The following is a 24,192-nucleotide window of genomic DNA, read 5'->3' on the forward strand; positions in this document are numbered from 1 at the left end:
AAATCACAGGCCGGACCGTTCACTGAACATTCAGTCGACGCATCGGGGCGCAACATGCGACCCCGTTTCAAAGCCACTAGGGAGGCTAACGATGAAGAAGACTTTGACCGCAATTGCGGCCGCTGCCATTGCCTTTGCCGGATTGACCGGGACTGCTTCGGCAGAAGACGAAAAATTCGTTCTGATCAGCCATGCACCGGACTCGGACAGCTGGTGGAACACCATCAAGAATGCCATCAAGGTCGCAGGCGACCAGATGGAAGTCACGGTTGATTACCGTAACCCGCCGACCGGCGATCTGGCCGATATGGCCCGTATCGTTGAACAGGCAGCCGCCACCAACCCGGACGGCATTATCGTTACCATCGCCGATTTCAACGTGCTTAAAGGCCCGATCATGGATGCGGTTGATCGTGGTATTCCGGTGATCACCATCAATTCGGGTACGGTTGAACAGTCGGCCGAGCTTGGCGCGCTGATGCATGTCGGTCAGCCGGAATATGATGCCGGTTTCGGGGCGGGCAAACGGGCCGCTGCGGCCGGTGCAAAATCATTTGTCTGTGTGAACCATTATATCACCAACCCGGCATCGGTTGAACGTTGCCGTGGCTTTGCCGATGCGCTGGGTGTCGAACTTGGCAGCCAGATGATCGATAGCGGCATGGACCCGTCGGAAGTAAAGAACAAGGTTGCGGCGTATCTTAATTCCAACCCGGATGTGGATGCGATCCTGACCCTTGGTCCGAATTCGGCCCACCCGACCCTGGCTGCTGTTCGTGATGCCGGTCTTGCCGGTCAGATCATGTTTGGCACGTTCGATCTTTCAAGCGAAATTGCCGATGCGATCAAAAAGGACGAAATCAACTTTGCCATCGATCAGCAGCCTTACCTTCAGGGGTATCTGCCGGTCGTTATCCTGACCAACTATGCACGATATGGTGTTCTACCGTCTGGCAACATCAATTCCGGTCCCGGTTTCATCACCAAGGACAATATCGCGCTTGTTGAAAAATACGCTGGCGAATTCCGTTAAGCATTCCTCCCGTCAGGGGGCTGGCAGCGTGCCGCCCCCTGGCAAAACTCACCTGCCAGATAAAAGAGTGATGTCATGACGGACGAGCGGCTCAAGCAAGTCTCAACCCTTCGACGTGCCATGATCCGGCCGGAACTGGGTGCTATTTGCGGCACGATCCTGGTCTTTGTTTTCTTCTTCATGATCGCGGGCGATAGCGGCATGTTCTCGCCCGAGGGGGTGCAGAACTGGGGCGTGGTTTCTGCGCAGTTTGCCATTATCGCCGTTGGCGCGTGTCTTTTGATGATTGCCGGCGAATTTGATCTGTCGGTCGGATCGATGATCGGCTTTGCCGGGGTGGTGATTGCCATTCTGTCGGTGCATATGGGATGGCCGGTGTGGCTGTCGATCATTGCGGCCTTTGTCGTTTGTGTCGCCCTTGGTGCGCTAAACGGGTTCCTTGTGATCAAGACCGGACTGCCGAGCTTTATCGTCACGCTGGCGTTTCTTTATATCCTGCGCGGTCTGACCATCTGGTTATCCATCCTGACCACGCGCCAGACGATTATTGGTGGTGTCAAGGAAGCCGCCGAAGGTGATCCGCTGGCGTTTCTGTTTGGCGGGGTGATTTTCAAGGATCTGTTCCAGTGGTTTGCCGATCTGGGGCTGCTTGATACCTTTACGCGTGGTTCGCGTGCCGGTCAGCCGGTTGTTGAAGGCCTGCCGATGCTGGTGGTCTGGGCGCTGGCCCTGGTGATTTTCGGGCACTGGCTTTTGACCAAAACCCGTTTCGGGAACTGGATTTTCGCATCCGGCGGGGATGCACAGGCAGCACGCTATGTCGGCGTTCCGGTTAATCGGGTCAAAATCCTGATGTTCATGTTTACCGCGTTCTGTGCCACGGTTTTCGCCACCTGTCAGGTGATGGAATTCGGTTCGGCCGCGGCAGACCGCGGGCTTTTGAAAGAGTTTGAAGCGATCATCTGTGTGGTGATCGGTGGCGCGCTTCTGACCGGGGGATATGGTTCGGTCATCGGGGCGGCACTTGGCGCGCTGATTTTCGGTGTGGTTCAGCAGGGGCTGTTTTTTGCCGGGGCTGAAAGTTCGCTGTTCCGTGTGTTCCTGGGCGGTATCCTGATCCTTGCCGTCATCATGAACACCTATATCCGCCGCATGATCACGGGAGAACGGTGATGAGCACGCCATTGATTGAAATGAACAATATCGAAAAGCATTTTGGTCCGGTGATCGCGCTGGGCGGGGTGTCTTTCGATGTGATGGAAGGCGAATGTCATTGTCTTCTGGGCGATAATGGTGCGGGCAAATCGACCTTTATCAAAACCATGTCGGGGGTCCATAAACCGACCAAGGGCACGATGAAGGTCAGCGGCAAGGAAATCACATTTGATAGCCCGCGTGATGCCATGGAAAACGGTATAGCCACGGTTTATCAGGATCTGGCGATGATCCCGTTGATGTCGGTGACGCGCAATTTCTGGATGGGGCGTGAACCGCGCAAAAGTTTCGGCCCGTTCAAATGGATCGATTTCGATCATGCCAATTCCGTCACGCTGAACGAAATGGCCCGTATGGGCATCAATCTGCGTGAACCCGAACAGGCGGTTGGCACCCTTTCGGGGGGCGAGCGGCAGACGGTGGCGATTGCGCGTGCGGTTTATTTCGGGGCCAAGGTCCTTATTCTTGATGAACCGACATCGGCCCTTGGCGTGCGGCAGACGTCCAATGTCCTTGCGACCATCGACCGTGTGCGCAAATCGGGCATCGGGGTGATTTTCATTACCCATAACGTGCGCCATGCGATGGCGGTAGGCGACCGTTTCACGGTTTTGAACCGCGGGCAGACGCATGGCACGGCAAAGCGGGGCGAAATCAAACCCGAAGAATTGCAGGATCTGATGGCGGGCGGTCAGGAACTGGCCGAGCTTGAAGGATCGCTTGGGGGGACGATCTGATGAAAAAGCTTGATGTCATTACCATCGGAAGATCATCGGTCGATCTTTATGGCGCGCAGATCGGCGGCCGACTTGAGGATATGGCATCCTTTAGCAAATATATCGGCGGATCGCCCACCAATATGGCGTGCGGTACCGCGCGGCTTGGCCTGAAATCGGCCCTGATCACGCGGGTCGGGGACGAGCATATGGGCCGTTTTATCCGTGAACAGCTTGTGGCCGAAGGGGTGGATGTGCGCGGGGTGATTACCGATCCCGAACGCCTGACGGCCCTTGTCCTTTTGGGTGTGCGCGATCAGGAACAGTTTCCGTTGATTTTCTATCGCGAGAACTGTGCCGATATGGCGCTGTGCGAGGATGATATTGATCCCGAATTCATCGCCGATGCGCGGTGCGTTACGGTGACAGGGACGCATTTATCGCATCCGCGTACGCGGGCAGCGGTTTTGAAGGCATTGAAACTGGCGCGGGAAAACGGGGCAAAAACCGCACTTGATATCGATTACCGGCCCAATCTTTGGGGATTGTCGGGGCATGGCGATGGTGAAAACCGGTTCATTGCATCGGACAAGGTGACCAAGGAACTGCAATCAACCCTGCATCTGTTTGATCTGATTGTCGGAACCGAGGAAGAATTTCACATTGCCGGTGGCACGACCGATACGCTTGAGGCGCTTGAAAATGTGCGGGTTACGTCGCATGCGACGCTGGTGTGCAAACGCGGGCCAATGGGGGCAGTTGCCTTTACCGGCAAGATTGGCGCGAAGCTTGATGACGGTATTTCAGGCCCCGGTTTCCCGGTTGAGGTGTTTAACGTTCTGGGCGCTGGCGACGGGTTCATGTCGGGGCTGCTCAAGGGCTGGCTGACGGATCAGGATTGGGAAACGTCGCTTAAATATGCCAATGCGTGCGGGGCATTTGCCGTATCGCGGCATGGCTGCACGCCGGCCTATCCAAGCTGGGAAGAATTGCAGTTCTTTTTCAAGCGGGGGATCAAAACCCCGGCATTGCGTCATGATGCGGAGCTGGAGCAGATCCATTGGTCGACGAACCGGATTGGTGACTGGCCGGAAATGCGGGTTTTTGCATTTGATCACCGGATGCAGCTTGAAGACCTGGCCGATGAGGTTGGCGTTTCGCGCGACCGGATCGGGCCGTTCAAGGAGCTTTGCCTGCGTTCGGTGCGCGATGTAGCGGGCGACAAATCGGGTTATGGCATCCTGTGCGAACCGCGCCTTGGCCGTGATGCGCTTTATGCCGCAGCCGGTACCCGGCTTTGGATCGGGCGGCCGGTTGAATTGCCGGGATCGCGTCCGTTACGGTTGGAAATCGGCCCGGATATTGGCAGCAAGCTTGCCGAATGGCCGGTCGAGCATGTGGTCAAGGTGCTGTGTTTCTATCACCCCGATGACGACGCGGCGATGAAGGCCGATCAGGAAGAAACCATCAAACGTCTGGCAGATGGGGCACGGGCCAACAGGCTTGAATTCCTTCTGGAAATCATCCCGTCCAAGGTTGCGGCCTGTGATGATCAGACGACGGCAAAGATCATCCAGCGGTTCTATGAAATCGGGGTGTATCCCGATTGGTGGAAGCTGGAGCCGATGAAATCGGACGCGGCATGGCGTCATGCCTGTGACATGATTTCGCGCCATGATCCGTATTGCCGGGGCATCGTCGTTCTGGGCCTTGAAGCGCCCGAAGCCGAACTGGTGGCAAGTTTCGAAGTTGCCGCCAAGCATGACATGGTCAAGGGATTTGCCGTCGGGCGGACGATCTTTGCCGGGGTTGCGCGCGACTGGCTTGCGGGTAACATTGACGATCAAACAGCCGTTGCACAGATGGCGGAAAAATATCGCGCGCTTTGCACCACATGGGACGCGGCACGCAAAAAATCGGGAGGAGCGGCATGAAAACCGTTCGACTAACCGCCGCCCAAGCGATGGTGCGGTATCTGAGCAAACAGCAGAACGAAGACGGTGTACCGTTTTTCGGCGGGTGCTGGGCGATTTTCGGTCATGGTAATGTCGCCGGGATTGGCGAGGCATTGCATGGCATAGGTGATGATTTCCCGACATGGCGCGGCCATAACGAGCAGGGCATGGCCCATGCCGCCATTGCATATGCCAAGGCATCGAACCGCAAGCGTGCCATGACGGTCACGACATCGATCGGGCCGGGTGCTACCAATATGGTGACCGCCGCGGCCTTGGCGCATGTCAATCGCCTGCCGGTTCTGTTTGTGCCCGGTGACGTGTTTGCCAATCGCGCACCTGATCCGGTGTTGCAGCAGGTCGAGGATTTCGGCGATGGCACGATTTCGGCCAATGATTGTTTCAAGCCGGTCAGCCGTTATTTTGATCGCATCATGCGCGCCGAGCAGCTTTTGACCGCCCTGCCGCGTGCGATGGCGACCCTGACCGATCCGGCCGATTGCGGGCCGGTGACATTGGCATTCTGTCAGGATGTGCAGGCCGAGGCGTTTGATTGGCCCGAAAGTTTCTTTGATACCAAAATCTGGAAAACCCGGCGTCCGCGTGCCGACCTGGATCAGCTTGACGCGGCGGTGGCGGCGATCAAGGCGGCCAAGCAACCGATGATCATTGCCGGTGGCGGGGTGCATTATGCCGGGGCGTGTGGTGCCTTGGCCGAGTTCGCCCATCGTCACAATATCCCGGTCGGGGAAACGCAGGCGGGTAAATCCGCCATGCCGTGGGATGATGAGCTTAACCTTGGTTCCATTGGTGTCACGGGGGCCAGTAGTGCCAACGCGATTGCCGAAAAATCCGATCTGATCATCGCGGTCGGCACACGATTGCAGGATTTCACCACCGGAAGCTGGGCGCTGTTCAAGCATCCGGAGCGGCGCATCCTGTCGATCAATGTCGCGTCCTATGACGCGGCCAAACACAATGCGATTGCGGTAACGGGTGATGCCAGGGTGACGTTGGCCGAAATCGGCGGGATGTTGGGCGATTACCGGGCACCGGCGATTGATGCCGGGCTTAAATCCGACTGGATTGCGGCGGTGGACAAGGTAACGGCAACGCCGACGGGCAATGCCCTCCCGACCGATGCACAGGTGATTGGTGCGGTTCAGCGAAGTGTCGATGACGATGCGATTGTCGTCTGTGCGGCGGGTGGTCTGCCCGGCGAGTTGCACAAGCTTTGGAAGGCGGCAAAACCCAACGGTTATCACGTTGAATACGGCTTTTCCTGCATGGGATATGAAATTGCCGGCGGGCTTGGGGTCAAGATGGCACAGCCCGACCGCGAGGTCGTCGTGATGGTCGGTGACGGGTCATACATGATGATGAATTCCGAACTGGCGACCAGTGTGATGCTGGGCCACAAGATCATCACCGTGATCCTTGATAACCGTGGTTATGGCTGTATCAACCGGTTGCAAATGGCGACGGGTGGGGAAAGTTTCAACAATCTTCTGGATACCGCGCGCCATGTGGTGCCGTCCGCGATTGATTTCACCGCCCATGCCGGATCGATGGGGGCGATTGCCGAAAAAGTATCGTCGATCAGCGAACTGGAAGCGGCGATGGAACGCGCGCACAAGGCCGACAGATCTTATGCCATTGTCATTGATACCGATCCCCTACCAAGCACCGATGCCGGTGGCCATTGGTGGGATGTTGCCGTGCCGGAAGTTTCGGTTCGGCCAACGGTCAACGAAGCACGCAAAAATTACGAAGCTGCGCTTAAACAACAGCGCCCCGGAGATTGAGAAAATGATCCTTTACGGTACCAACCCGATTGCCTGGTCCAATGACGATGATCAGACGCTGGGTGCTGAAATCAGCCTTGAAACCTGTTTGTCCGAAGCAGGCGAAATCGGTTTTGACGGGATTGAAAAAGGCCACAAGATGCCGACCGAACCGGCGGCACTGAAGGCCAAGCTTGATCCCAACGGGCTTAAATTCGTGTCGGGCTGGCATTCGCTTAATCTTCTGACCCATTCGGTCGAGGACGAGAAAAAGGCGATCCAGCCGCATCTGGATTTGCTGAAAGCCATGGGATGCAAGGTGTGCATCGTGTGCGAAACCAGCAATGCGATCCATGGCAATGACAATGCGGCCCTGTCCGAAAGCCCGGTTTTGCCAGCGGACAAATGGGCGAAATTTGGTGCGGATGTTGAGGCGATTGCCGCCTATTGCGCCGAACAGGGTGTGACATTGGTGTATCATCACCATATGGGCACGATTGTTGAAACGGCCGATGAAATTCATGCCTTCATGGCCCATACCGGCCCGAAAACGCACCTCTTGCTTGATACCGGACACGCGTGGTTTGGCGGGGCAAATCCCGAAGAACTGGCAAGCCGTTATATGGGACGCGTCGCCCATATCCATTGCAAAAACGTGCGCCCGAAAATCGCCGAGCAGGTGCGCAACCAGCATCTGAGCTTCCTTGAAGGGGTGCGGCGCGGCGTGTTTACCGTGCCCGGTGACGAAGAAGGCATTGTTGATTTCGAACCGGTTCTGAAGATCGCGGCCGAGCATGATTATTCCGGCTGGCTGGTGATCGAGGCCGAACAGGACCCGGTCGTGCGCAATCCGTTCAAATATCAGTCGATGGGGCTTAAGGCGCTGCGTGCGATGGCGCAGAAAACCGGACTGGATAAGGGAGAAGCCTGATGGCCGATCTGCTGAGAAAACCGTCGGGGACAGCCGGAAAAGTCCATGACATTACCGCCCAAAGTGCCAATTGGGGCTATGTCGGGTTCGGGCTTTATCACCTGAAAGCGGGTGAAACGGCAGCCGAGCCGACGGGTGACCGCGAGGTGATTCTGGTCCTTGTCGAAGGCAAGGGCGAAATCGCGGTGGGCGATCAGAATTTCGGGGAACTGGGCAAACGCATGAGCGTGTTTGAACGTATCCCGCCTGCCTGTGTCTATGCGCCCAATGATGCCAACTGGACGGCCAAGGCCACAACCGATTGCGTTCTGGCGGTCTGCACCGCACCGGGCAAGGGCAATTATCCGGCCCGCGTGATCAGCGATATCGAGCTGGTCGAACGCGGCAAGGGGGCCAATACCCGGTACATCCATCCGATTGCGATGGAGGAAAAGGATATTGCCGACAGCCTGCTTGTGACCGAGGTGTTCACCCCGTCGGGCAACTGGTCAAGCTATCCGCCGCATCGCCATGACGAGGATAATTATCCCGACATGACGTATCTTGAGGAAACCTATTATCACCGGCTTAACCCCAGGCAGGGTTTCGGTTTCCAGCGGGTGTTTACCGAGGATGGGGAGCTTGACGAAACCATGGCGGTTTCGGATGGCGATGTGGTGCTGGTGCCCAAGGGGCATCACCCGTGCGGCAGTCCTTATGGCTATGAGATGTATTATCTGAATGTCATGGCCGGACCGATGCGCAAATGGCGGTTCCAGAACCATCCCGATCATGACTGGATTTTCCAGCGCGACAGCAAATAAACCCGTTTTCCGTATTCCCGTCTTCGCAACATTTGTCCTTTCAGGATGTCAAACATGCTTAATATCGGACTTCTTGGTGCTGGCCGTATCGGCATCACCCACGCCAAAGCCGTTCAGGCCCTGCCAAACGCCAAAATCGCCAAGGTTTTCGACCCGGTGGATGCCGCGGCGGAAAACGCGATTGCCCTTACCGGGGCGACCCGTGCGACGGTCGAGGAAATCATGGCGGATGGCAATATTCACGCCGTTATCATTGCTACCCCAACCGACCTTCATGCCGATCAGATCGAACTGGCCGCGCGGGCGGGCAAGGCGATTTTCTGTGAAAAGCCGGTCGATCTGGATGCCGGGCGGGTGCGCGATTGCCTGAAAGTGGTCGAGGAAACCGGTGCGGTTCTGATGGTCGGTTTCAACCGTCGTTTTGACCCCAGTTTTGCCCGCCTTCGTGCCGAGATTGACGCGGGCGCGATTGGCGATGTTGAAATGGTGCAGATCACGTCGCGTGATCCGTCCGCGCCGCCGGTTGATTATATCAAACGGTCGGGCGGGCTGTTCCGCGATATGATGATCCATGACCTTGATATGGCGCGCTTCCTTCTGGGCGAGGAGATTGTATCGGTCTATGCCACCGGTGCGGTCCTGACCGATCCGGCAATCAAGGCGACGGGTGATGTCGATAGTGCGGCGGCCACACTTCGGACCAAAAGTGGTCGGATGGCGGTGATCACCAATTCGCGCCGTGCGACATATGGCTATGACCAGCGCATCGAAGTGCATGGATCAAAGGGCATGGTCGAGGCCGGAAACCATCGCACCACGTCGGTGACGGTGGCGAACGGATCGGGATATACCGCCGAACCGTTGATGGATTTCTTCATGTCGCGTTATGCCGATGCCTATCGGATTGAGCTGACGACATTCTGTGATGTGGTGGCGGGTAAAACCAGCAATTACCCGAGTGGTGCGGATGGCCTGAAAGCGTTGCTTCTGGCCGATGCGGCGCTTGAATCGCTTTCGAGTGGCAAGGAAGTTCTGGTCGGGTAAGCGAAAAAAAATCGCCACCCCTATCAAAAAGTTCTTGATTTGTTCTTTTCTGTCTGATATAAGAACCAAGTCAACACCAGAATTGCGCCCGTCGGGAATTTCCCGGCGGGCGTTTTTGTTTTGGCGTTGTGTGGTGTGCGGCGGGCAGCCAGATTGGCGGTTCGTCGGGTCGGTATTAAGGCCACGGGCGGCGATTTGGGCCGTTTTGCTGGCGGTCAAGCGGGGGACAAACGGCAGTCAAAAGCAGTCAAAGGCGGCCAAGCGGGAGAGTTGCGCCCGGTTTGCGGGCTGTTTGAGCGCCAGTTGAGCGTCATTTGGGGGGCTTTATGCCCGAGCTGCGCCCGGTTTGTGCCGGGCCGCGGGGCGGGTGATGTTCGAGAAGGGCCGGGGTCGGGCACCTTTCCGGGGCCGTGAAAGCCCCGGATTTCAGGTGTTCAGGCGGTCTTTTTAAGGTGCATCGGCCCGCCCTTGTGGCGGGGGAAGCCGTAGCCATTGACCATCACGACATCGATGGCGTCCGGGCTGTGCGCAATGCCTTCTGCCAGGATTTTTTCGCCTTCTGCCTGCATGGCAGACAGGATGGTTTCGATGATTTCGGCATCGGAAAATGGGCGGCGTTTGATGCCCTTTTTCGCCGATTCAGCGATCACCAGTTCATCGACAACAGGATCAGGGAAAGCTTTGCCATGTTCATCATAGCGATACCATCCAAGGCCATTCTTGCGCCCGAAACGCCCCATTTCACAGAGGTAATCCCCAAGGGCGACATAGCGTTCATTCGGGTCGCGGGTGGGGGCCAGGCGTTTGCGCGTGGCCCATGAGATTTCAAGTCCGGCCATGTCCTGCATGGCAAACAGGCCCATGGGGAAGCCGAAATTGGTCATGGCGCGGTCAATGTCAGACGGGAGAGATCCGTCTTCGAGCATGTATTCGCAATGTTTGCGATAGGCCGACATGATCCGGTTGCCGATAAAGCCATCGCACACCCCGCAAGGGACCGCGATCTTGCCAAGCCGCTTGGCGAAGGCCAGGGCGGTTGCGAGTGTGACGGGGCTGGCCAACCGGGTGCGGACAACTTCGAGCAATTTCATCACATGCGCCGGGGAGAAGAAATGCAGGCCGATCACCCGTTCGGGATGGGAGCAGGCAGCCGCAATCGCATCGATGTCGAGATAGGAGGTGTTGGATGCCAGCACCGCATCGGGTTTGCAATGGGCGGACAGTTTGGCAAACACGTCGTGCTTGACGCTCATGTCCTCGAACACGGCCTCGATCACCAGATCGCAATCGGCGAGGGCCGCGTAATCCGTGCTGCTGACGAGATCGCCCAGAAGCTGATCATGGCGGGACTGGGTGATGATGCCGCGTTTGAGCGACCCGCCGAGATGATGGCGGACATTGGCAATGCCGCGTTCACAGGCATCGTCATCGCGTTCGATCATCACCACGGCATAGCCGGACAGAAGGGCGGCGGTGGCAATCCCGGCCCCCATGATGCCGCCGCCAATGACGCCGATTTCGTGAAGGGTGCGGGGATCGACCCCGGCCAGTTCGGGCAGCTTGGCAACCGATCGTTCGGCAAAGAAAATATGACGCAGTGCCTTTGACTGGTCGCTGTCGCGAAGGCGAACGAAGTTTTCGCGTTCAAGACCCAGGGCGGCTTTGGCGTCGCCGGTCACGGCGGCCCGGATGGTCTGGGCCGCAATCACCGGGGCATCCTGCCCACGGGCCTTTTTGCCGATCCCGGCAAGGGTTGCATCCCAAGCATCGGCATCCGGGGCATTGACCGGGGCGCGGTCAATCAGGGCGGTCGGGCAGGGGGTGCTTTTGATCCGCTCGGCCATTGCGCAGGCGGCAACCCGCAAATCACCATTTCCGATATCCGCAATTTCGTCGATCAGGCCGTAATCATGGGCGGTGGTGGCATTGACCGGCTTGCCGCCGGTGATCATGGCAATTGCATTTTCAACCGCGATCAAGCGGGGCAAGCGCACGGTCCCACCGGCACCGGGGATCAGGCCAAGATTAACCTCGGGCAGGCCGAGTTTGGCGGCGGCCGTGGCGATGCGGTAATGGCAACCCAGCGCTACTTCAAGCCCGCCGCCAAGTGCATTGCCATGAATGGCTGCGATCAGTGGCTTGGTTGATTGTTCGAGCTTGAGGATCAGATCGGGCAGGATCGGGTCCATTGGCGGTTTGCCAAATTCGGTGACATCGGCCCCGGCGATAAAGGTTGACCCGGCGCAGGTCAGGATCGCGGCACGGATCGCATCATCGCGGTTGATCTGATCAATCGCATCCCAGATTCCCAGACGGACGGCATGACTGGTCGCGTTGATCGGTGGATGATCAATCGTGATGATCGCAATGTCGTTTTCGGTTGTGAGGCTTACCGGTGACATTATGCGTCCTCCGGCTCAATCGGATGCAGCAGGCAGGCGACCAGATCAGAATCCGGATCGGCCAGATCGGCGATCACGTCGAAATGGTGTTTGTCGGGGGCCTCGACCGCGCGGGTCGCGGCGCCAAGACCGGTCCAGATATTGGCAAGAAGATCGTTCTGACGGACAAATTCCGGCCTTTCATCCGCGCCGACCCAGCAGGTGATGGAGCATGGCAGATGCGGGCGGGTCAGTGCCGCACTTTCGGCGATTGCTTCGGCTTCGTCGAGTTTCAGCACATCATTCATCGCGGTTTTCAGAAGCGGGCGCAGATCGTGCAGGCCGCTGATGGATACAGTGTTTTTGATGCGTTCCTGCGTTGCCGCTGACAGGGGCGAGGTGACGCAATTCATCCGGCTGACCAGATGGCCGCCCGCCGAATGGCCGGTCAGGTGAATAGGACCTGAAATGCGGTTGGCAACATGATCAATCGCCGCCCCGATCTGGCGGGTGATGTCCGACAGGCGGGCATCGGGTGCCAAAATATAGCTTGGCAGGCAGACCGCCCAGCCGCGCGCCACGGCACCACGTGCCAGATGCGACCATGTCGATTTATCAAACGCCTTCCAATAGCCGCCATGCACGAAAACAACCACGCCCTTTGGGGTGCCTTCGGGCAGGAACAGGTCGTATCTTTCGCGTGCGGCATTGCCATAGGCAATATCAAGTTCCGCCCGGCCTGACGCCGCCATTTCATCGCGGAAGGCCGATGCCAGTTTGGCCCACATGCCGGGAAATTCCGCCGCACCCTTGATGTAATCGCCATTGGCGTATGCGTCGTCCCAGTTGGTGATCATTTTTTATCGTTCCCTTTTTGGAGTGCGGGTTTTTGTATAAGCCCGCAATAGACTTCGTCAGGTCCTTCGGTATCGAATCACGTCATCAATCGTTCCAGCCCGTCCCAAGAGCTACGCAAAGGTTCTCTGGTTCTGGGATCAAGGAGCCCGACTTCTTCGATCAGAAAGTTCATGCGCCCAAAGTTACACGGTGCGCACGTAATCACCAGATTATCGAGGTCGTTGTTGCCGCCCCTTGCGTGGGGGATCACGTGATCATACTGAAGCCACATCGCTTGAAATGCGGCGTGTTGTTCGGTGTTTTTCTGGCCCCATTTTAAAGATTCCGGGTAGAGCATTGCCAATTTCGCACGGACTTCTTTACGAATGACGGGAATGCCGCAAAAACGGCAATGGAAAGCATCCCGTTCACGGAGATTCTTTTTTTCCAACGCATTTGGCATCCGGGCCGCGACCCGCTGTTCCTTGGTCAGAACAGGTGCTGCGCCAGAAATCCCGCCAGAGGAAACGTAGGGGCTGTTCTTGCCCCAAATTGATTCCGTCCAGTCCCGGATGATCGGCATATCTGCTCGTTTGATCAGCGTTGCGGCCTGTTCATGTTCCCCCTTTAGATGCGCAGTTACCGCAGCATCCAAATACTGAGCCGCTATCGCAATTTCAGGAATTGGCTCGCGGAAACATGACCGCAGGTCGGACATCAGAGATACCTTGTTGTTGGCTTGCTTGAAGCAACTTGCATCATCTTGTTTCGGGGATTCTAGGGGAAAATCGAGATATTTCAAACCCAAATATTTTATGCTTGAAATAAATGTCAGGCAGGCGTACCGTTTTTGAAGTTTCCCAAAACAACCGGGGCAAAGACCCCCATATCAAGAAGGGAAAATCAGGTGAGAGTAGCTTGTTTGGGTGGCGGTCCTGCGGGGCTTTATTTTGCGATTTCGATGAAATTGCGCGATCCCGGCCATGAGGTCGTGGTGATCGAGCGTAACAAGCCCGATGACACGTTTGGCTGGGGCGTTGTCCTGTCGGACGAGACGCTGACCAATCTGGCGCAGAATGATGCCAAAAGTGCCGAGGCGATCCGGGCCCATTTTTCATACTGGGATGATGTTGCGGTCCTGTATCGCGGCGAAAAGACCGTATCGACCGGGCATGGTTTTTGTGGCATCGGGCGCAAGCAGCTTTTGATCCTGTTGCAGCAGCGTGCCCGCGAACTGGGTGTCGAGCTTCGGTTTGAGACCGAGGCCGAAAGTGCCGCGCATTATGCCAGGGAATTTGACCTTGTCGTCGCGTCCGACGGGCTTAATTCCAAAACCCGCACCGAATTTGCCGATAAATTCCAGCCCGATATCGATACGCGGAAATGCAAGTTTGTCTGGCTGGGCACGCATCAGAAATTTGATGATGCCTTTACCTTTATTTTCGAGGAAACCGACAAGGGCTGGGTCTGGGCGCACGCCTATCAGTTTGATGACAAGACCGCGACCTTCATCGTCGAATGTTCGCAAGCGACCTGGGAAGCGTACGGTTTCGGCGACATGACCAAGGAAGAGTCGATTGCCACCTGCGAGGAAATCTTCAAGGATCATCTTGGCGGTCATGCGCTGATTAGCAATGCGCATCATGTGCGTGGTTCGGCCTGGTTGAGCTTCCCCCGGGTTTTGTGCAAAACATGGTCGCATGAAAATATCGTCCTGATGGGCGATGCGGCGGCGACCGCGCATTTTTCCATCGGATCGGGCACCAAACTGGCGCTTGAAAGTGCCATCGGGCTTGCCAATTACCTGCATTCCGAGGCCGACCTTCCATCCGCCTTTGCCAAATATGAAGACGAACGCCGGTTGGAGGTTTTGCGCCTGCAATCAGCGGCGCGCAATTCGATGGAATGGTTCGAGGAGATCGAACGGTATTTCCATTTCGATCCGGTGCAGTTTACCTATTCCCTTTTGACCAGATCGCAGCGCATCAGCCACGAAAACCTTCGTATGCGCGATGCCAAGTGGCTGAAGGATGCCGAAGGATGGTTTCAGCGCAAGGCGGGCATACCGGCAAATGATGAAGTCCGTCATCCGATGTTCGTGCCGTTTACATTGCGTGACATGAAGCTTAAGAACCGCATCGTGGTGTCGCCGATGGCGCAGTACAAGGCGGTGGATGGCTGCCCGACCGACTGGCATCTGGTGCATTATGCCGAACGGGCCAAGGGTGGTGCGGGGCTGGTTTATACCGAAATGACCTGCGTTTCCGATACCGGCCGCATCACGCCGGGTTGCCCCGGTTTTTACGAACCATCGCACGAGGCCGCGTGGAAACGGATTGTTGATTTCGTGCATTCCGAAACGGATGCCAAAATCTGTGCGCAGATTGGTCATTCCGGGCGCAAGGGTTCGACCCAGCTTGGCTGGGAAGAAATGGATGCGCCGCTGAAATCGGGGAACTGGCCGTTACTGTCGGCATCCGACATTGCGTGGTCGGATCGCAACCAGACGCCAAAACCGATGACGCGCGATGATATGGATATGGTGCGCGATCAGTTCGTCGCAGCCGCCGAAATGGCGGATCGGGCAGGCTTTGACATGATCGAGGTTCATGCAGCCCACGGTTATCTTCTGTCATCGTTCATCAGCCCGGTCAGCAATACGCGCGGCGATGAATATGGCGGGTCGCTTGAAAACCGGATGCGCTATCCGTTGGAAGTGATTGATGCGGTGCGTGCCGCATGGCCGGCGCACAAGCCGTTATCGGTGCGTATTTCGGCCAATGACTGGGTCGGGGATGAGGGCGTGACGCCCGAAGAGGCCGTCGAGATCGCCCGGATGTTGCAGGCCCATGATGTTGATATCTGTGACGTGTCCGCCGGTCAGACGACCAAGGCAGCACGCCCCGTCTATGGCCGCATGTTCCAGACGCCGTTTTCCGACCGGATCCGGAACGAGGCACATATGGCGACCATGGCGGTTGGCAATATTTACGAACCCGATCACGTCAATTCGATCCTGATGGCGGGACGGGCGGACCTTGTGTGCCTTGCGCGGCCACATCTGGCCGATCCGTACTGGACGCTGCATGCCGCAGCCGGGCTTGGCAACCGGACGGAAAACTGGCCGGAACCATACCATGCCGGGCGGGATCAGATGTGGCGTCTGGCGGAACGGTCCGACGTCATGACCGGGAAGGTGTAACCCATGGGAAACCTTGCCATCAGCACAGCATTGATTACCGGCGGCGGGACGGGTGTGGGGGCCGTGATGGCCCGCATGCTGGCCGATGCCGGGGTGAAGGTCGCGGTATCAGGCCGCCGTGCCGAGATGCTGGCCGAGGTGGCAAAACATCCCAATATCACGGCTATCCCCGCCGATGTGACGGATGAGGCATCGGTGCGTGCGATGTTTGGCACATTCTGCGATGTGATCGGCGCGCCCGATCTGGTGATTGCCAATGCCGGTATGGCCGAAAGCGCGCCATTTGGCAAAACATCCATTGACCTTTGGAAACGCACAATGGACGTCAATCTGACCGGCACGTTTTTGACGTTTCGCGAAGGATTGAACGTGATGGATCGCGCCAGGCCGGGGCGGTTGATTTCGATTGCATCGACGGCGGGGCTTAAGGGTTATGCCTATGTCACGGCATACTGTGCGGCAAAGCATGCGGTGGTCGGGCTTGTCAAAAGCCTTGCGACCGAGCTTGCCGCAACGCCGATCACGGTCAATGCGGTGTGCCCCGGTTTCATGGAAACGCCGATGCTTGAACAATCGGTTGCCAATATCGTTGCGAAAACCGGCATGAGTACGGAAGACGCACGCGCAAGCCTTGCGAAGATCAATCCGCAGAACCGGTTGATCCAGCCCGAAGAAGTTGCCGAGACCGTGATGTGGCTGGCAAGCAGCCAGGCCGCATCGATCACCGGGCAGGCGATTTCGGTATCGGGAGGAGAGATATGAATATGGATAAAACAGTCCGCGACCCCGATATGCAGCACAATGAAACATCGGATATTTCAAAGGCGCGTTTGCGGGCGTGGCTTCAGGTATTGCGCGTGTCGCGCAAGATCGAGGGCGAACTTCGCGAGAAAATGCGCCTTGAATTCGGGTCCACCCTGCCGCGCTTTGACGTGATGGCGGCCCTTTACCGGTCCCGCGACGGGATGCGCATGAGCGAGCTTTCAAGCGCGTTGATGGTTTCAAACGGCAATGTCACCGGCATTGTTGACCGCTTGGTGAGCGAGGGGATGCTGGTCCGGGTGCCGGTTGAAAATGATCGGCGGGCATCGATCGTGCGCCTGACGGAAGCGGGCGAAAAGGATTTTGCCGAGCGCGCACTTGTGCATGAGGGCTGGGTTTCCGAGCTGTTTTCCGATCTGTCGGCCAGTGATGCCGATGCCCTGATCCGTATCCTTCGGACTGTTTATCATCATAACGAGGCGCACCATGACTAAGATGGCAAACATCACGCCAAAGCATTTCAACTGGCGCATGGAAGGCAATGTTGCGGTCATTTCGCTGGATCGGCCGGAACGCAAAAACCCGCTGACGTTCGAAAGCTATGCCGAGCTTCGCGATACATTCCGCGATATGGTTTATGCCGATGACATCAAGGCGGTGGTGTTCGGATCGAACGGTGGCAATTTCTGTTCGGGCGGGGACGTGCACGACATTATCGGCCCGCTGATCGACAAGGACATGAAGGGGCTTCTGGAATTTACCCGCATGACCGGCGATCTGGTCAAGGCGATCATTGGCTGTGGCAAGCCGGTGATTGCGGCGGTGGACGGCATTTGCGTTGGCGCGGGGGCGATCATTGCGATGGCATCCGATTTGCGCATTGCGACCCCGGTATCGAAAACGGCGTTCCTGTTTACCCGTGTCGGGCTTGCGGGCTGTGACATGGGGGCATGTGCGATCCTGCCGCGCATCATCGGGCAGGGGCGTGCGGCGGAACTTCTTTATACCGGACGATCCATGAGTGCCGATGAGGGCGAGCGTTGGGGGTTCTATAACCGGCTGGTCGAGGGGGATGTTCTGGAGGCCGAGGCGATTGCGCTTGCAACCCGGATTTCCGAAGGCCCGAATTTCGGTCACATGATGACGAAAACCATGCTGGCGCAGGAATGGAATATGGGGATTGAACAGGCGATTGAGGCCGAAGCGCAGGCGCAGGCGATCTGCATGCAGACCGAGGATTTCAACCGCGCCTATAAGGCATTTGTCGCCAAGGAAAAACCGGTGTTCGAGGGGAACTGATGGCTGATACGTCCTATCTTGACTGGCCGTTTTTCGAAGACCGGCACCGCGAGCTTGCCGCACGGCTTGACGCGTGGGCGGCGGCCAATCTTGACGGTATCGATCATCATGATGTCGATGGGGTATGCCGGGATCTGGTGGCGCGGCTTAACGATGGCGGGTGGCTTAACCATGCCGCCATTGACCCCGATCAGGATGGCGCAAAACTTGATGTCCGGTCGCTTTGTCTGATCCGCGAGACATTGGCGCGCTATGACGGGCTGGCCGATTTTGCCTTTGCCATGCAGGGGCTTGGCAGCGGGGCGATTTCGCTGTTTGGCACCAAGGCGCAGCGGGCGGATATCCTGCCGAAAGTCCGGTCCGGCAAGGCGATTGCGGCCTTTGCTTTGACCGAACCGCAATCGGGATCAGACGTTGCCAATATCGCGCTGGAAGCCCGTGCGGATGGCAGCGATTTTGTCCTGAATGGCGAGAAAACCTGGATTTCCAATGGCGGGATCGCCGATTTTTACTGCGTCTTTGCCCGTACCGGCGAGGCACCGGGTGCCAAGGGGCTTTCGGCGTTTCTGGTACCTGCCAGCACACCGGGCCTTTCGATTGCCGAGCGGCTTGAAACCATTGCGCCGCATCCGTTGGCGCGGCTGAAATTCAGCGATTGCCGTATTCCGGCGACCGCGCTGATTGGCCTTCCGGGTGAAGGGTTCAAGATCGCGATGTCGGTTCTGGACGTGTTCCGCTCGACCGTTGCCGCGGCTGCACTCGGCTTTGCCCGTCGGGCGTTGGATGAAACCATCAACCGGGTTCAGTCGCGCGAATTGTTTGGTGCGCCGCTTTTTGATTTGCAGATGGTGCAGGGGCATCTGGCCGACATGGCGCTTGATGTCGATGCCAGTGCGCTTCTGGTTTATCGCGCGGCGTGGCTTAAGGATAGCGGGGCCGCACGGGTGTCGCGCGAGGCCGCGATGGCAAAACTTTATTCAACCGATCATGCCCAAACCGTCATCGACAAGGCGGTACAAATACATGGCGGCGATGGTGTGCGTTCTGGTCACATCGTTGAAACGCTGTATCGGGAAATTCGCGCCCTTCGGATTTATGAAGGCGCGTCAGACGTCCAAAAAATAATCATTGCACGGCAAACGCTGGCACAAAAATAGCTGTATCAGGGGCTTAACCATGTCGCACGTTCTGGGTCCGACCGCACATAGCGATACGTTCGCAAGGGACAATCTTCCACCGGTCGAAAGTTGGCCGGTCTTTAACCTCGAAAAGTTTCAGTATCCCGAATATCTCAATGCCGGGGTCGAGCTGACCGACCGGATGGTCGAACAGGGATTTGGCGATAATACCGCCCTGATCGGCAATGGCCGCCAGCGGACATACAAGGAATTATCCGACTGGACCAACCGCATTGCCCATGCGCTGGCCGAGGATTATGGCGTTAAGCCGGGCAACCGGGTTTTGATCCGGTCGGCCAATAATCCGGCGATGGTGGCCTGCTGGTTAGCCGCGACCAAGGCGGGGGCGGTTGTGGTCAATACCATGCCGATGCTGCGTGCCGGTGAACTGGCGCAGATCGTTGACAAGGCCGAGATCGAATTTGCCCTTTGCGATACGCGGCTGATGGACGAGCTGGTGGCGTGTGCCAAGGACAGCAAATTCCTTAAAAAGGTTATCGGCTTTGACGGTACGGCCAATCATGACGCGGAGCTTGATCGCATTGCGCTGACCAAATCGGTGAAATATGAGGCGGTCAAGACCGGGCGCGATGATGTGGCGTTGCTGGGCTTTACATCGGGCACGACGGGGGAGCCCAAGGCCACCATGCATTTCCATCGTGATCTTCTGATCATTGCCGATGGTTATGCCAAGGAAGTTTTGAATGTAACGCCCGATGATGTGTTTGTCGGCTCGCCGCCGCTTGCCTTTACCTTCGGGCTTGGCGGGTTGGCCGTTTTCCCGCTTCGGTTCGGGGCAACCGCGACGCTGCTTGAAAAGGCATCGCCGCCCAACATGATTGAAATCATCGAGACCTATAAGGCAACCGTGTGCTTTACCGCACCGACGGCGTATCGGGCGATGCTGGCGGCGATGGAAGACGGGGCGGATTTATCATCCCTTCGTGCCGCCGTTTCGGCGGGCGAGACATTGCCAGCACCCGTTTACAAGGCATGGATGGAAAAGACCGGCAAGCCGATGCTGGATGGCATTGGTGCTACCGAGATGCTGCATATCTTTATTTCCAACCGGTTTGGCGACAGTCATCCGGCCTGCACCGGGCGGCCGGTGGGCGGATATGAAGCCCGGATCGTTGATGATGAAATGAACGAGCTTCCGGTTGGCACGATTGGCAAGCTTGCAGTGCGCGGGCCGACCGGGTGCCGGTATCTGGCCGATGACCGGCAGCATGGCTATGTGCGTGATGGCTGGAACCTGACGGGGGATGCGTTTTTTGTCGATAGCGACGGCTATTTCCATTTTGCCGCGCGCAATGACGATATGATCGTCTCGTCTGGTTACAACATTGCCGGTCCAGAGGTCGAGGCAGCGTTGCTGGCGCACCCGGATGTGGCGGAATGTGCGGTGGTGGCCGCCGCCGACGAGGAACGCGGTTATATCGTGCAGGCGCATGTGGTATTGACCCCGAATGCCAATCCGTCACCCGAAATGGCGAAGCTTTTGCAGGATCATGTCAAGGCGACGATTGCACCTTATAAATATCCGCGTTCGATCCTGTTTATCGACGCGTTACCGAAAACCGCGACTGGAAAAATCCAGCGATTCCGCCTGAAACAGGAAATGTCTGCATGATTGACTTTGCCGCCACCAAAGCCTTGTTCCATATCCCTGACGGGGTGATTTACCTTGATGGTAATTCACTGGGCGCGATGCCGAAAACCGCGGCCGCGCGCGCCAAATCCATGATCAGTGATGAATGGGGCGAGATGCTTATCCGCGGCTGGAACGATGCCGGGTGGATGGAGCAGCCCAAACGCGTTGGCGATCTGGTCGCGCGTCTGGTCGGGGCGGCGCCGGGTACGGTGGTGATGGGCGATACTTTGTCGATCAAGGTTTATCAGGCACTTGCCAGTGCGCTTGAAATGAAACCGGATCGCAAGGTGGTGGTGTCGGACAATGGCAATTTCCCGACCGACCTTTATATCGCCGATGGCTTGATCAAAAGCCTTGATAAGGGCCATGTGCTTAAGACGCCAAACCCGGAAGATGTCGAAAGCCTGATCAACGAAGAGCTTGCGGTTCTGATGCTGACCCATGTCGATTACCGCACCGGGCGGATGTATGACATGAAACGGATCACGAAGATGGCCCATGATGCGGGCGCGATTGTGATCTGGGACTTGGCGCATTCGGCGGGGGCGGTGCCGGTCGATCTTGCGGGATGCGAGGCCGATTTTGCGGTCGGTTGCACATACAAGTATCTGAATGGTGGCCCCGGCGCCCCGGCATTTATTTATGTGCGGCCCGATCATGCGAAGACCGTTCGCCCGGCGCTTTCGGGATGGCTTGGCCATGCGGCCCCGTTTGCCTTTGACCTTGAATATAGCCCGGCACCCGATGTTTCGCGGATGCGGGTCGGCACCCCGCCGGTCATTCAGATGACGGTTCTGGAAGAGGCGATGAAGGCGTGGGATGGGGTCGAGATGGCCGATATCCGCAAACGCAGCATTGAGCTTTGCGAGCAGTTCATTGCCGGGGTCGAGGCAAGTTGCCCGATGCTGGAACTGGCAAGCCCGCGGGATGCCAACAAGCGCGGGTCGCAGGTATCGTTCAGGTTTGAAAATGGCTATGCGGTGATGCAGGCATTGATCGCGCGCGGCGTGATTGGTGATTTCAGGGCACCTGATATCATCCGGTTCGGCTTTACCCCGCTTTATATCGACAACAACGATGTTGATGGCGCGGTGAAGATTCTGGCCGAGATCATGGAAACGCGGGCCTGGGACAAGCCGGAATTCCACAAAAGGAATGCCGTGACATGAGCGATAAAGCCAAAAATAACGGCTGCCCGATGAACCAGCCCTATGACCCCAGCACCGAGGGTGCGCGCACCGATTTTTCCGATCAGATGTCGTATGGCGATTATCTGGCGCTTGATGCGGTATTGAGTGCGCAGCATCCCTTGACCGATGCGCAGGATGAGTTGCTGTTTATCATTCAGCATCAGACATCCGAATTGTGGATGAAGCTTGCGATCCGGGAAATTACGGCGGCACGCGATGCCATCCGCGAAGGTCGTCTGCAACCGGCATTCAAGATGCTGGCGCGGGTATCGCGGATATTCGAGCAATTGAACAATGCGTGGGACGTTTTGCGGACCATGACGCCCAGCGATTATACGACATTTCGCGATGCGCTGGGCCCGTCATCGGGCTTCCAGTCCTATCAGTATCGCCAGATCGAATTCATGCTAGGCAATCGGAACCATGCGATGTTGCGCCCGCATGCGCACCGTGACGACATTACCGAGATGCTGAAGGCCGAATTGGCAACGCCCAGCCTTTATGACGAGGCGCTGGCCCTTTTGGCGCGCGAAGGAATTTCGGTGCCAGATGCGGTTTTATCGCGCGATGTCAGTGCGCCATACGAAGCACATGACGAGGTGATTGCGGCGTGGCATCGGGTTTACAGCGCGCCGGAAAAGCATTGGCCGCTTTATGAGCTGGCCGAGAAGCTTGTGGATTTTGAGGATTATTTCCGGCGTTGGCGGTTCAACCATGTGACCACGGTGGAGCGCGTCATTGGCTTCAAACGCGGGACCGGGGGGACCGGCGGGGTGAGTTACCTTAAAAAAATGCTGGAAGTTGAACTGTTTCCGGAACTCTGGCGGGTGCGAACCACGCTTTGAGGATGGACGGGCCTGATGGAACACTGCAAAATCAGGGGCAGGCATCAGGTCGATAAGTCCGTGACAAAAAACAAGAAAGTCACGGAATGCCGATGTTGCTGAGTAGATAAAAACATAAACACGGAGGCTTTAATGAAGGGCACTAAGACGACAATCGCAGCTTTGGCTGCGCTTTTGATGGCGGGGGCGGCACAGGCCGAGCCGGTCAAGGTTGGCATGATCACGACCCTTTCGGGTGGCGGTGCGGGACTTGGCATCGACGCGCGGGATGGTTTCATGCTGGCGGTCAAGCAGGCCAATAACCCGGACCTGACGGTTGTGATCGAAGACGATCAGCAGAAACCCGATATTGCGGTTCAGCTAGCCGATAAAATGATCCAGAGCGAGAAGGTCGATGTCCTGACCGGTATCATCTGGTCGAACCTGGCGATGGCGGTGGTGCCGTCGGCGGTGGCACAGGACAAGTTCTATCTTTCGGTCAATGCCGCACCGTCGCAATTGGCGGGCAAGGGCTGCAACAAGAATTACTTCAGCGTTTCGTACCAGAACGACAATTTGCATGAAGCCGCAGGCGGTTATGCGACCAGTGCCGGTTACGAGAAAACCTTTGTGATGGCGCCGAACTATCCGGCAGGCAAGGATTCCATCGCCGGTTTCAAACGTTTCTATCTGGGTGATGTATCGGGCGAGGTTTACACCAAGCTTGGTCAGACCGACTATGCCGCCGAAATCGCACAGATCCGTGCATCGGGTGCGGATAGCGTGTTCTTCTTCCTGCCGGGCGGCATGGGCATTGCGTTCATGAAACAGTATGCCCAGTCGGGTGTGGACATTCCGCTGATCGGTCCGGCATTCTCGCTGGATCAGGGGATCCTTGGCGCGATTGGCGATGCGGCGATTGGCATCAAAAATACCGCCAACTGGTCCAAGGACATCGACAACGACACCAACAAGGCGTTTGTCGAAACCTTCCAGGCGGAATATGGCCGCCTGCCGTCGATCTATGCGTCATATGGCTTTGACACCGCCAATCTGTTGCTGTCGGCAATGGGCAAGGCAGACGTCAAGGATGCCGACGCATTCCGTGATGCGCTGCGTGCGGCGGACTTCAATTCCGTCCGTGGCAAATTCATCTTTGGCCCGAACCAGCATCCGATCCAGGACATCTATGTCCGTGAAGTGGTGAAGGAAGGCGACGTTCTGACTAACAAGATCATTGGCACAGCCCTTATCGATCATGCCGATGCCTATGCATCGGAATGTGCGATGTAACGACGAAGTCTGTTTCATAGACTGGCAAGTTCGGCGGGCATTCGTGCCCGATTTCCGGGGCTGATGCCCGCCATCTTGCGACGGAGTTTTC

At 57.2% G+C, this 24,192-nt stretch carries 20 protein-coding genes; 17 read left to right on the plus strand and 3 right to left on the minus strand.

All coding sequences use genetic code 11. The annotated features are described in order from the left end of the window. Positions 1–91: 91 nt before the first annotated feature. The 8 genes from AUP42_RS20725 (at position 92) to iolG (ending at position 9,481) form a co-directional block, all read left to right on the plus strand. Positions 92–1,033 carry a sugar ABC transporter substrate-binding protein gene (locus tag AUP42_RS20725; protein WP_062953501.1) on the plus strand — a complete coding sequence of 314 codons (942 nt, stop codon included), beginning with the start codon at positions 92–94 and terminating at the stop codon, positions 1,031–1,033. 75 nt (positions 1,034–1,108) lie between these two features. Continuing rightward, positions 1,109–2,206: an ABC transporter permease gene (locus AUP42_RS20730; protein ID WP_062953502.1), complete on the plus strand. Its 1,098-nt coding sequence runs from the start codon at positions 1,109–1,111 to the stop codon at positions 2,204–2,206. Next, positions 2,206–2,985 carry an ATP-binding cassette domain-containing protein gene (locus tag AUP42_RS20735; RefSeq protein ID WP_062953503.1) on the plus strand — a complete coding sequence of 260 codons (780 nt, stop codon included), beginning with the start codon at positions 2,206–2,208 and terminating at the stop codon, positions 2,983–2,985. The genes AUP42_RS20730 and AUP42_RS20735 overlap by 1 nt, the downstream gene beginning before the upstream one ends. Then, entirely contained in the window at positions 2,985–4,898 is a 1,914-nt protein-coding gene (locus AUP42_RS20740; protein ID WP_062953504.1) for a bifunctional 5-dehydro-2-deoxygluconokinase/5-dehydro-2-deoxyphosphogluconate aldolase, read from the plus strand. Before AUP42_RS20735 ends, AUP42_RS20740 begins: the two co-directional genes overlap by 1 nt. Next, positions 4,895–6,724, plus strand: a complete 1,830-nt coding sequence (gene iolD / locus AUP42_RS20745; RefSeq protein ID WP_062953505.1) for a 3D-(3,5/4)-trihydroxycyclohexane-1,2-dione acylhydrolase (decyclizing) — start codon at positions 4,895–4,897, stop codon at positions 6,722–6,724. Before AUP42_RS20740 ends, iolD begins: the two co-directional genes overlap by 4 nt. A 4-nt stretch (positions 6,725–6,728) precedes the next feature. Further along, complete coding sequence (gene iolE / locus AUP42_RS20750) at positions 6,729–7,634, plus strand: myo-inosose-2 dehydratase (RefSeq protein WP_062953506.1); 906 nt, start codon at positions 6,729–6,731, stop codon at positions 7,632–7,634. Further along, positions 7,634–8,437: a 5-deoxy-glucuronate isomerase gene (iolB, locus tag AUP42_RS20755; RefSeq protein ID WP_062953507.1), complete on the plus strand. Its 804-nt coding sequence runs from the start codon at positions 7,634–7,636 to the stop codon at positions 8,435–8,437. Before iolE ends, iolB begins: the two co-directional genes overlap by 1 nt. 54 nt (positions 8,438–8,491) lie before the next feature. After that, positions 8,492–9,481 carry an inositol 2-dehydrogenase gene (gene iolG / locus AUP42_RS20760; RefSeq protein WP_062953508.1) on the plus strand — a complete coding sequence of 330 codons (990 nt, stop codon included), beginning with the start codon at positions 8,492–8,494 and terminating at the stop codon, positions 9,479–9,481. Positions 9,482–9,915: 434 nt separating this feature from the next. Here the strand turns inward: iolG and AUP42_RS20765 are convergent, their stop codons facing one another. The 3 genes from AUP42_RS20765 to AUP42_RS20775 all read right to left on the minus strand — a co-directional run bounded on the left by AUP42_RS20765 (position 9,916) and on the right by AUP42_RS20775 (position 13,501). After that, positions 9,916–11,883 (minus strand): 3-hydroxyacyl-CoA dehydrogenase NAD-binding domain-containing protein, encoded by a 1,968-nt coding sequence (locus AUP42_RS20765; RefSeq protein WP_062953509.1) that lies wholly within the window; start codon positions 11,881–11,883, stop codon positions 9,916–9,918. Next, positions 11,883–12,719 carry an alpha/beta hydrolase gene (locus AUP42_RS20770; RefSeq protein ID WP_062953510.1) on the minus strand — a complete coding sequence of 279 codons (837 nt, stop codon included), beginning with the start codon at positions 12,717–12,719 and terminating at the stop codon, positions 11,883–11,885. The genes AUP42_RS20765 and AUP42_RS20770 overlap by 1 nt, the downstream gene beginning before the upstream one ends. A gap of 77 nt (positions 12,720–12,796) precedes the next feature. Beyond that, positions 12,797–13,501 carry an HNH endonuclease gene (locus AUP42_RS20775; protein WP_197468327.1) on the minus strand — a complete coding sequence of 235 codons (705 nt, stop codon included), beginning with the start codon at positions 13,499–13,501 and terminating at the stop codon, positions 12,797–12,799. Positions 13,502–13,606: 105 nt separating this feature from the next. Here AUP42_RS20775 and AUP42_RS20780 point away from each other — a divergent pair, with 105 nt between their 5' ends. From AUP42_RS20780 to AUP42_RS20820, 9 genes are all read left to right on the plus strand, one after another. Then, positions 13,607–15,901 (plus strand): bifunctional salicylyl-CoA 5-hydroxylase/oxidoreductase, encoded by a 2,295-nt coding sequence (locus AUP42_RS20780; RefSeq protein ID WP_062953511.1) that lies wholly within the window; start codon positions 13,607–13,609, stop codon positions 15,899–15,901. A 3-nt stretch (positions 15,902–15,904) separates the two neighbouring features. Continuing rightward, positions 15,905–16,663, plus strand: coding sequence for an SDR family NAD(P)-dependent oxidoreductase (locus tag AUP42_RS20785; protein ID WP_062953512.1), 759 nt, complete (start codon positions 15,905–15,907; stop codon positions 16,661–16,663). Between the two features lie 2 nt (positions 16,664–16,665). Then, on the plus strand, positions 16,666–17,157 hold the full coding sequence (locus AUP42_RS20790; protein ID WP_231858374.1) for a MarR family winged helix-turn-helix transcriptional regulator: 492 nt from the start codon (positions 16,666–16,668) through the stop codon (positions 17,155–17,157). Continuing rightward, positions 17,150–17,962, plus strand: a complete 813-nt coding sequence (locus tag AUP42_RS20795) for an enoyl-CoA hydratase family protein (RefSeq protein WP_082824886.1) — start codon at positions 17,150–17,152, stop codon at positions 17,960–17,962. The genes AUP42_RS20790 and AUP42_RS20795 overlap by 8 nt, the downstream gene beginning before the upstream one ends. Further along, positions 17,962–19,119, plus strand: a complete 1,158-nt coding sequence (locus tag AUP42_RS20800) for an acyl-CoA dehydrogenase family protein (protein WP_062953515.1) — start codon at positions 17,962–17,964, stop codon at positions 19,117–19,119. The genes AUP42_RS20795 and AUP42_RS20800 overlap by 1 nt, the downstream gene beginning before the upstream one ends. 19 nt (positions 19,120–19,138) lie before the next feature. Beyond that, the gene (locus AUP42_RS20805; RefSeq protein WP_062953516.1) at positions 19,139–20,773 is read left to right on the plus strand and encodes an AMP-binding protein; all 1,635 of its coding nucleotides are present in this window, start codon (positions 19,139–19,141) and stop codon (positions 20,771–20,773) included. Continuing rightward, positions 20,770–21,963: a kynureninase gene (gene kynU / locus AUP42_RS20810; protein WP_062953517.1), complete on the plus strand. Its 1,194-nt coding sequence runs from the start codon at positions 20,770–20,772 to the stop codon at positions 21,961–21,963. Before AUP42_RS20805 ends, kynU begins: the two co-directional genes overlap by 4 nt. After that, positions 21,960–22,829, plus strand: a complete 870-nt coding sequence (gene kynA, locus AUP42_RS20815; protein ID WP_197468328.1) for a tryptophan 2,3-dioxygenase — start codon at positions 21,960–21,962, stop codon at positions 22,827–22,829. Before kynU ends, kynA begins: the two co-directional genes overlap by 4 nt. 132 nt (positions 22,830–22,961) lie before the next feature. After that, positions 22,962–24,101, plus strand: a complete 1,140-nt coding sequence (locus AUP42_RS20820; RefSeq protein WP_062953518.1) for an ABC transporter substrate-binding protein — start codon at positions 22,962–22,964, stop codon at positions 24,099–24,101. Positions 24,102–24,192 lie beyond the last annotated feature (91 nt).

The sequence above is a fragment of the Thalassospira lucentensis genome, from assembly GCF_001613805.1.
Classification (GTDB): Bacteria; Pseudomonadota; Alphaproteobacteria; order Rhodospirillales; family Thalassospiraceae; genus Thalassospira; species Thalassospira lucentensis_A.

What these genes read in the sequence shown, in the direction of transcription:
- AUP42_RS20725 (WP_062953501.1), top strand. Translation starts at nt 92, where the DNA reads ATGAAGAAGACTTTGACCGCAATTGCGGCCGCTGCCATTGCCTTTGCC.
- AUP42_RS20730 (WP_062953502.1), top strand. Translation starts at nt 1,109, where the DNA reads ATGACGGACGAGCGGCTCAAGCAAGTCTCAACCCTTCGACGTGCCATG.
- AUP42_RS20735 (WP_062953503.1), top strand. Translation starts at nt 2,206, where the DNA reads ATGAGCACGCCATTGATTGAAATGAACAATATCGAAAAGCATTTTGGT.
- AUP42_RS20740 (WP_062953504.1), top strand. Translation starts at nt 2,985, where the DNA reads ATGAAAAAGCTTGATGTCATTACCATCGGAAGATCATCGGTCGATCTT.
- iolD (WP_062953505.1), top strand. Translation starts at nt 4,895, where the DNA reads ATGAAAACCGTTCGACTAACCGCCGCCCAAGCGATGGTGCGGTATCTG.
- iolE (WP_062953506.1), top strand. Translation starts at nt 6,729, where the DNA reads ATGATCCTTTACGGTACCAACCCGATTGCCTGGTCCAATGACGATGAT.
- iolB (WP_062953507.1), top strand. Translation starts at nt 7,634, where the DNA reads ATGGCCGATCTGCTGAGAAAACCGTCGGGGACAGCCGGAAAAGTCCAT.
- iolG (WP_062953508.1), top strand. Translation starts at nt 8,492, where the DNA reads ATGCTTAATATCGGACTTCTTGGTGCTGGCCGTATCGGCATCACCCAC.
- AUP42_RS20765 (WP_062953509.1), bottom strand. Translation starts at nt 11,883, where the DNA reads ATGTCACCGGTAAGCCTCACAACCGAAAACGACATTGCGATCATCACG.
- AUP42_RS20770 (WP_062953510.1), bottom strand. Translation starts at nt 12,719, where the DNA reads ATGATCACCAACTGGGACGACGCATACGCCAATGGCGATTACATCAAG.
- AUP42_RS20785 (WP_062953512.1), top strand. Translation starts at nt 15,905, where the DNA reads ATGGGAAACCTTGCCATCAGCACAGCATTGATTACCGGCGGCGGGACG.
- AUP42_RS20790 (WP_231858374.1), top strand. Translation starts at nt 16,666, where the DNA reads ATGGATAAAACAGTCCGCGACCCCGATATGCAGCACAATGAAACATCG.
- AUP42_RS20795 (WP_082824886.1), top strand. Translation starts at nt 17,150, where the DNA reads ATGACTAAGATGGCAAACATCACGCCAAAGCATTTCAACTGGCGCATG.
- AUP42_RS20800 (WP_062953515.1), top strand. Translation starts at nt 17,962, where the DNA reads ATGGCTGATACGTCCTATCTTGACTGGCCGTTTTTCGAAGACCGGCAC.
- AUP42_RS20805 (WP_062953516.1), top strand. Translation starts at nt 19,139, where the DNA reads ATGTCGCACGTTCTGGGTCCGACCGCACATAGCGATACGTTCGCAAGG.
- kynU (WP_062953517.1), top strand. Translation starts at nt 20,770, where the DNA reads ATGATTGACTTTGCCGCCACCAAAGCCTTGTTCCATATCCCTGACGGG.
- kynA (WP_197468328.1), top strand. Translation starts at nt 21,960, where the DNA reads ATGAGCGATAAAGCCAAAAATAACGGCTGCCCGATGAACCAGCCCTAT.
- AUP42_RS20820 (WP_062953518.1), top strand. Translation starts at nt 22,962, where the DNA reads ATGAAGGGCACTAAGACGACAATCGCAGCTTTGGCTGCGCTTTTGATG.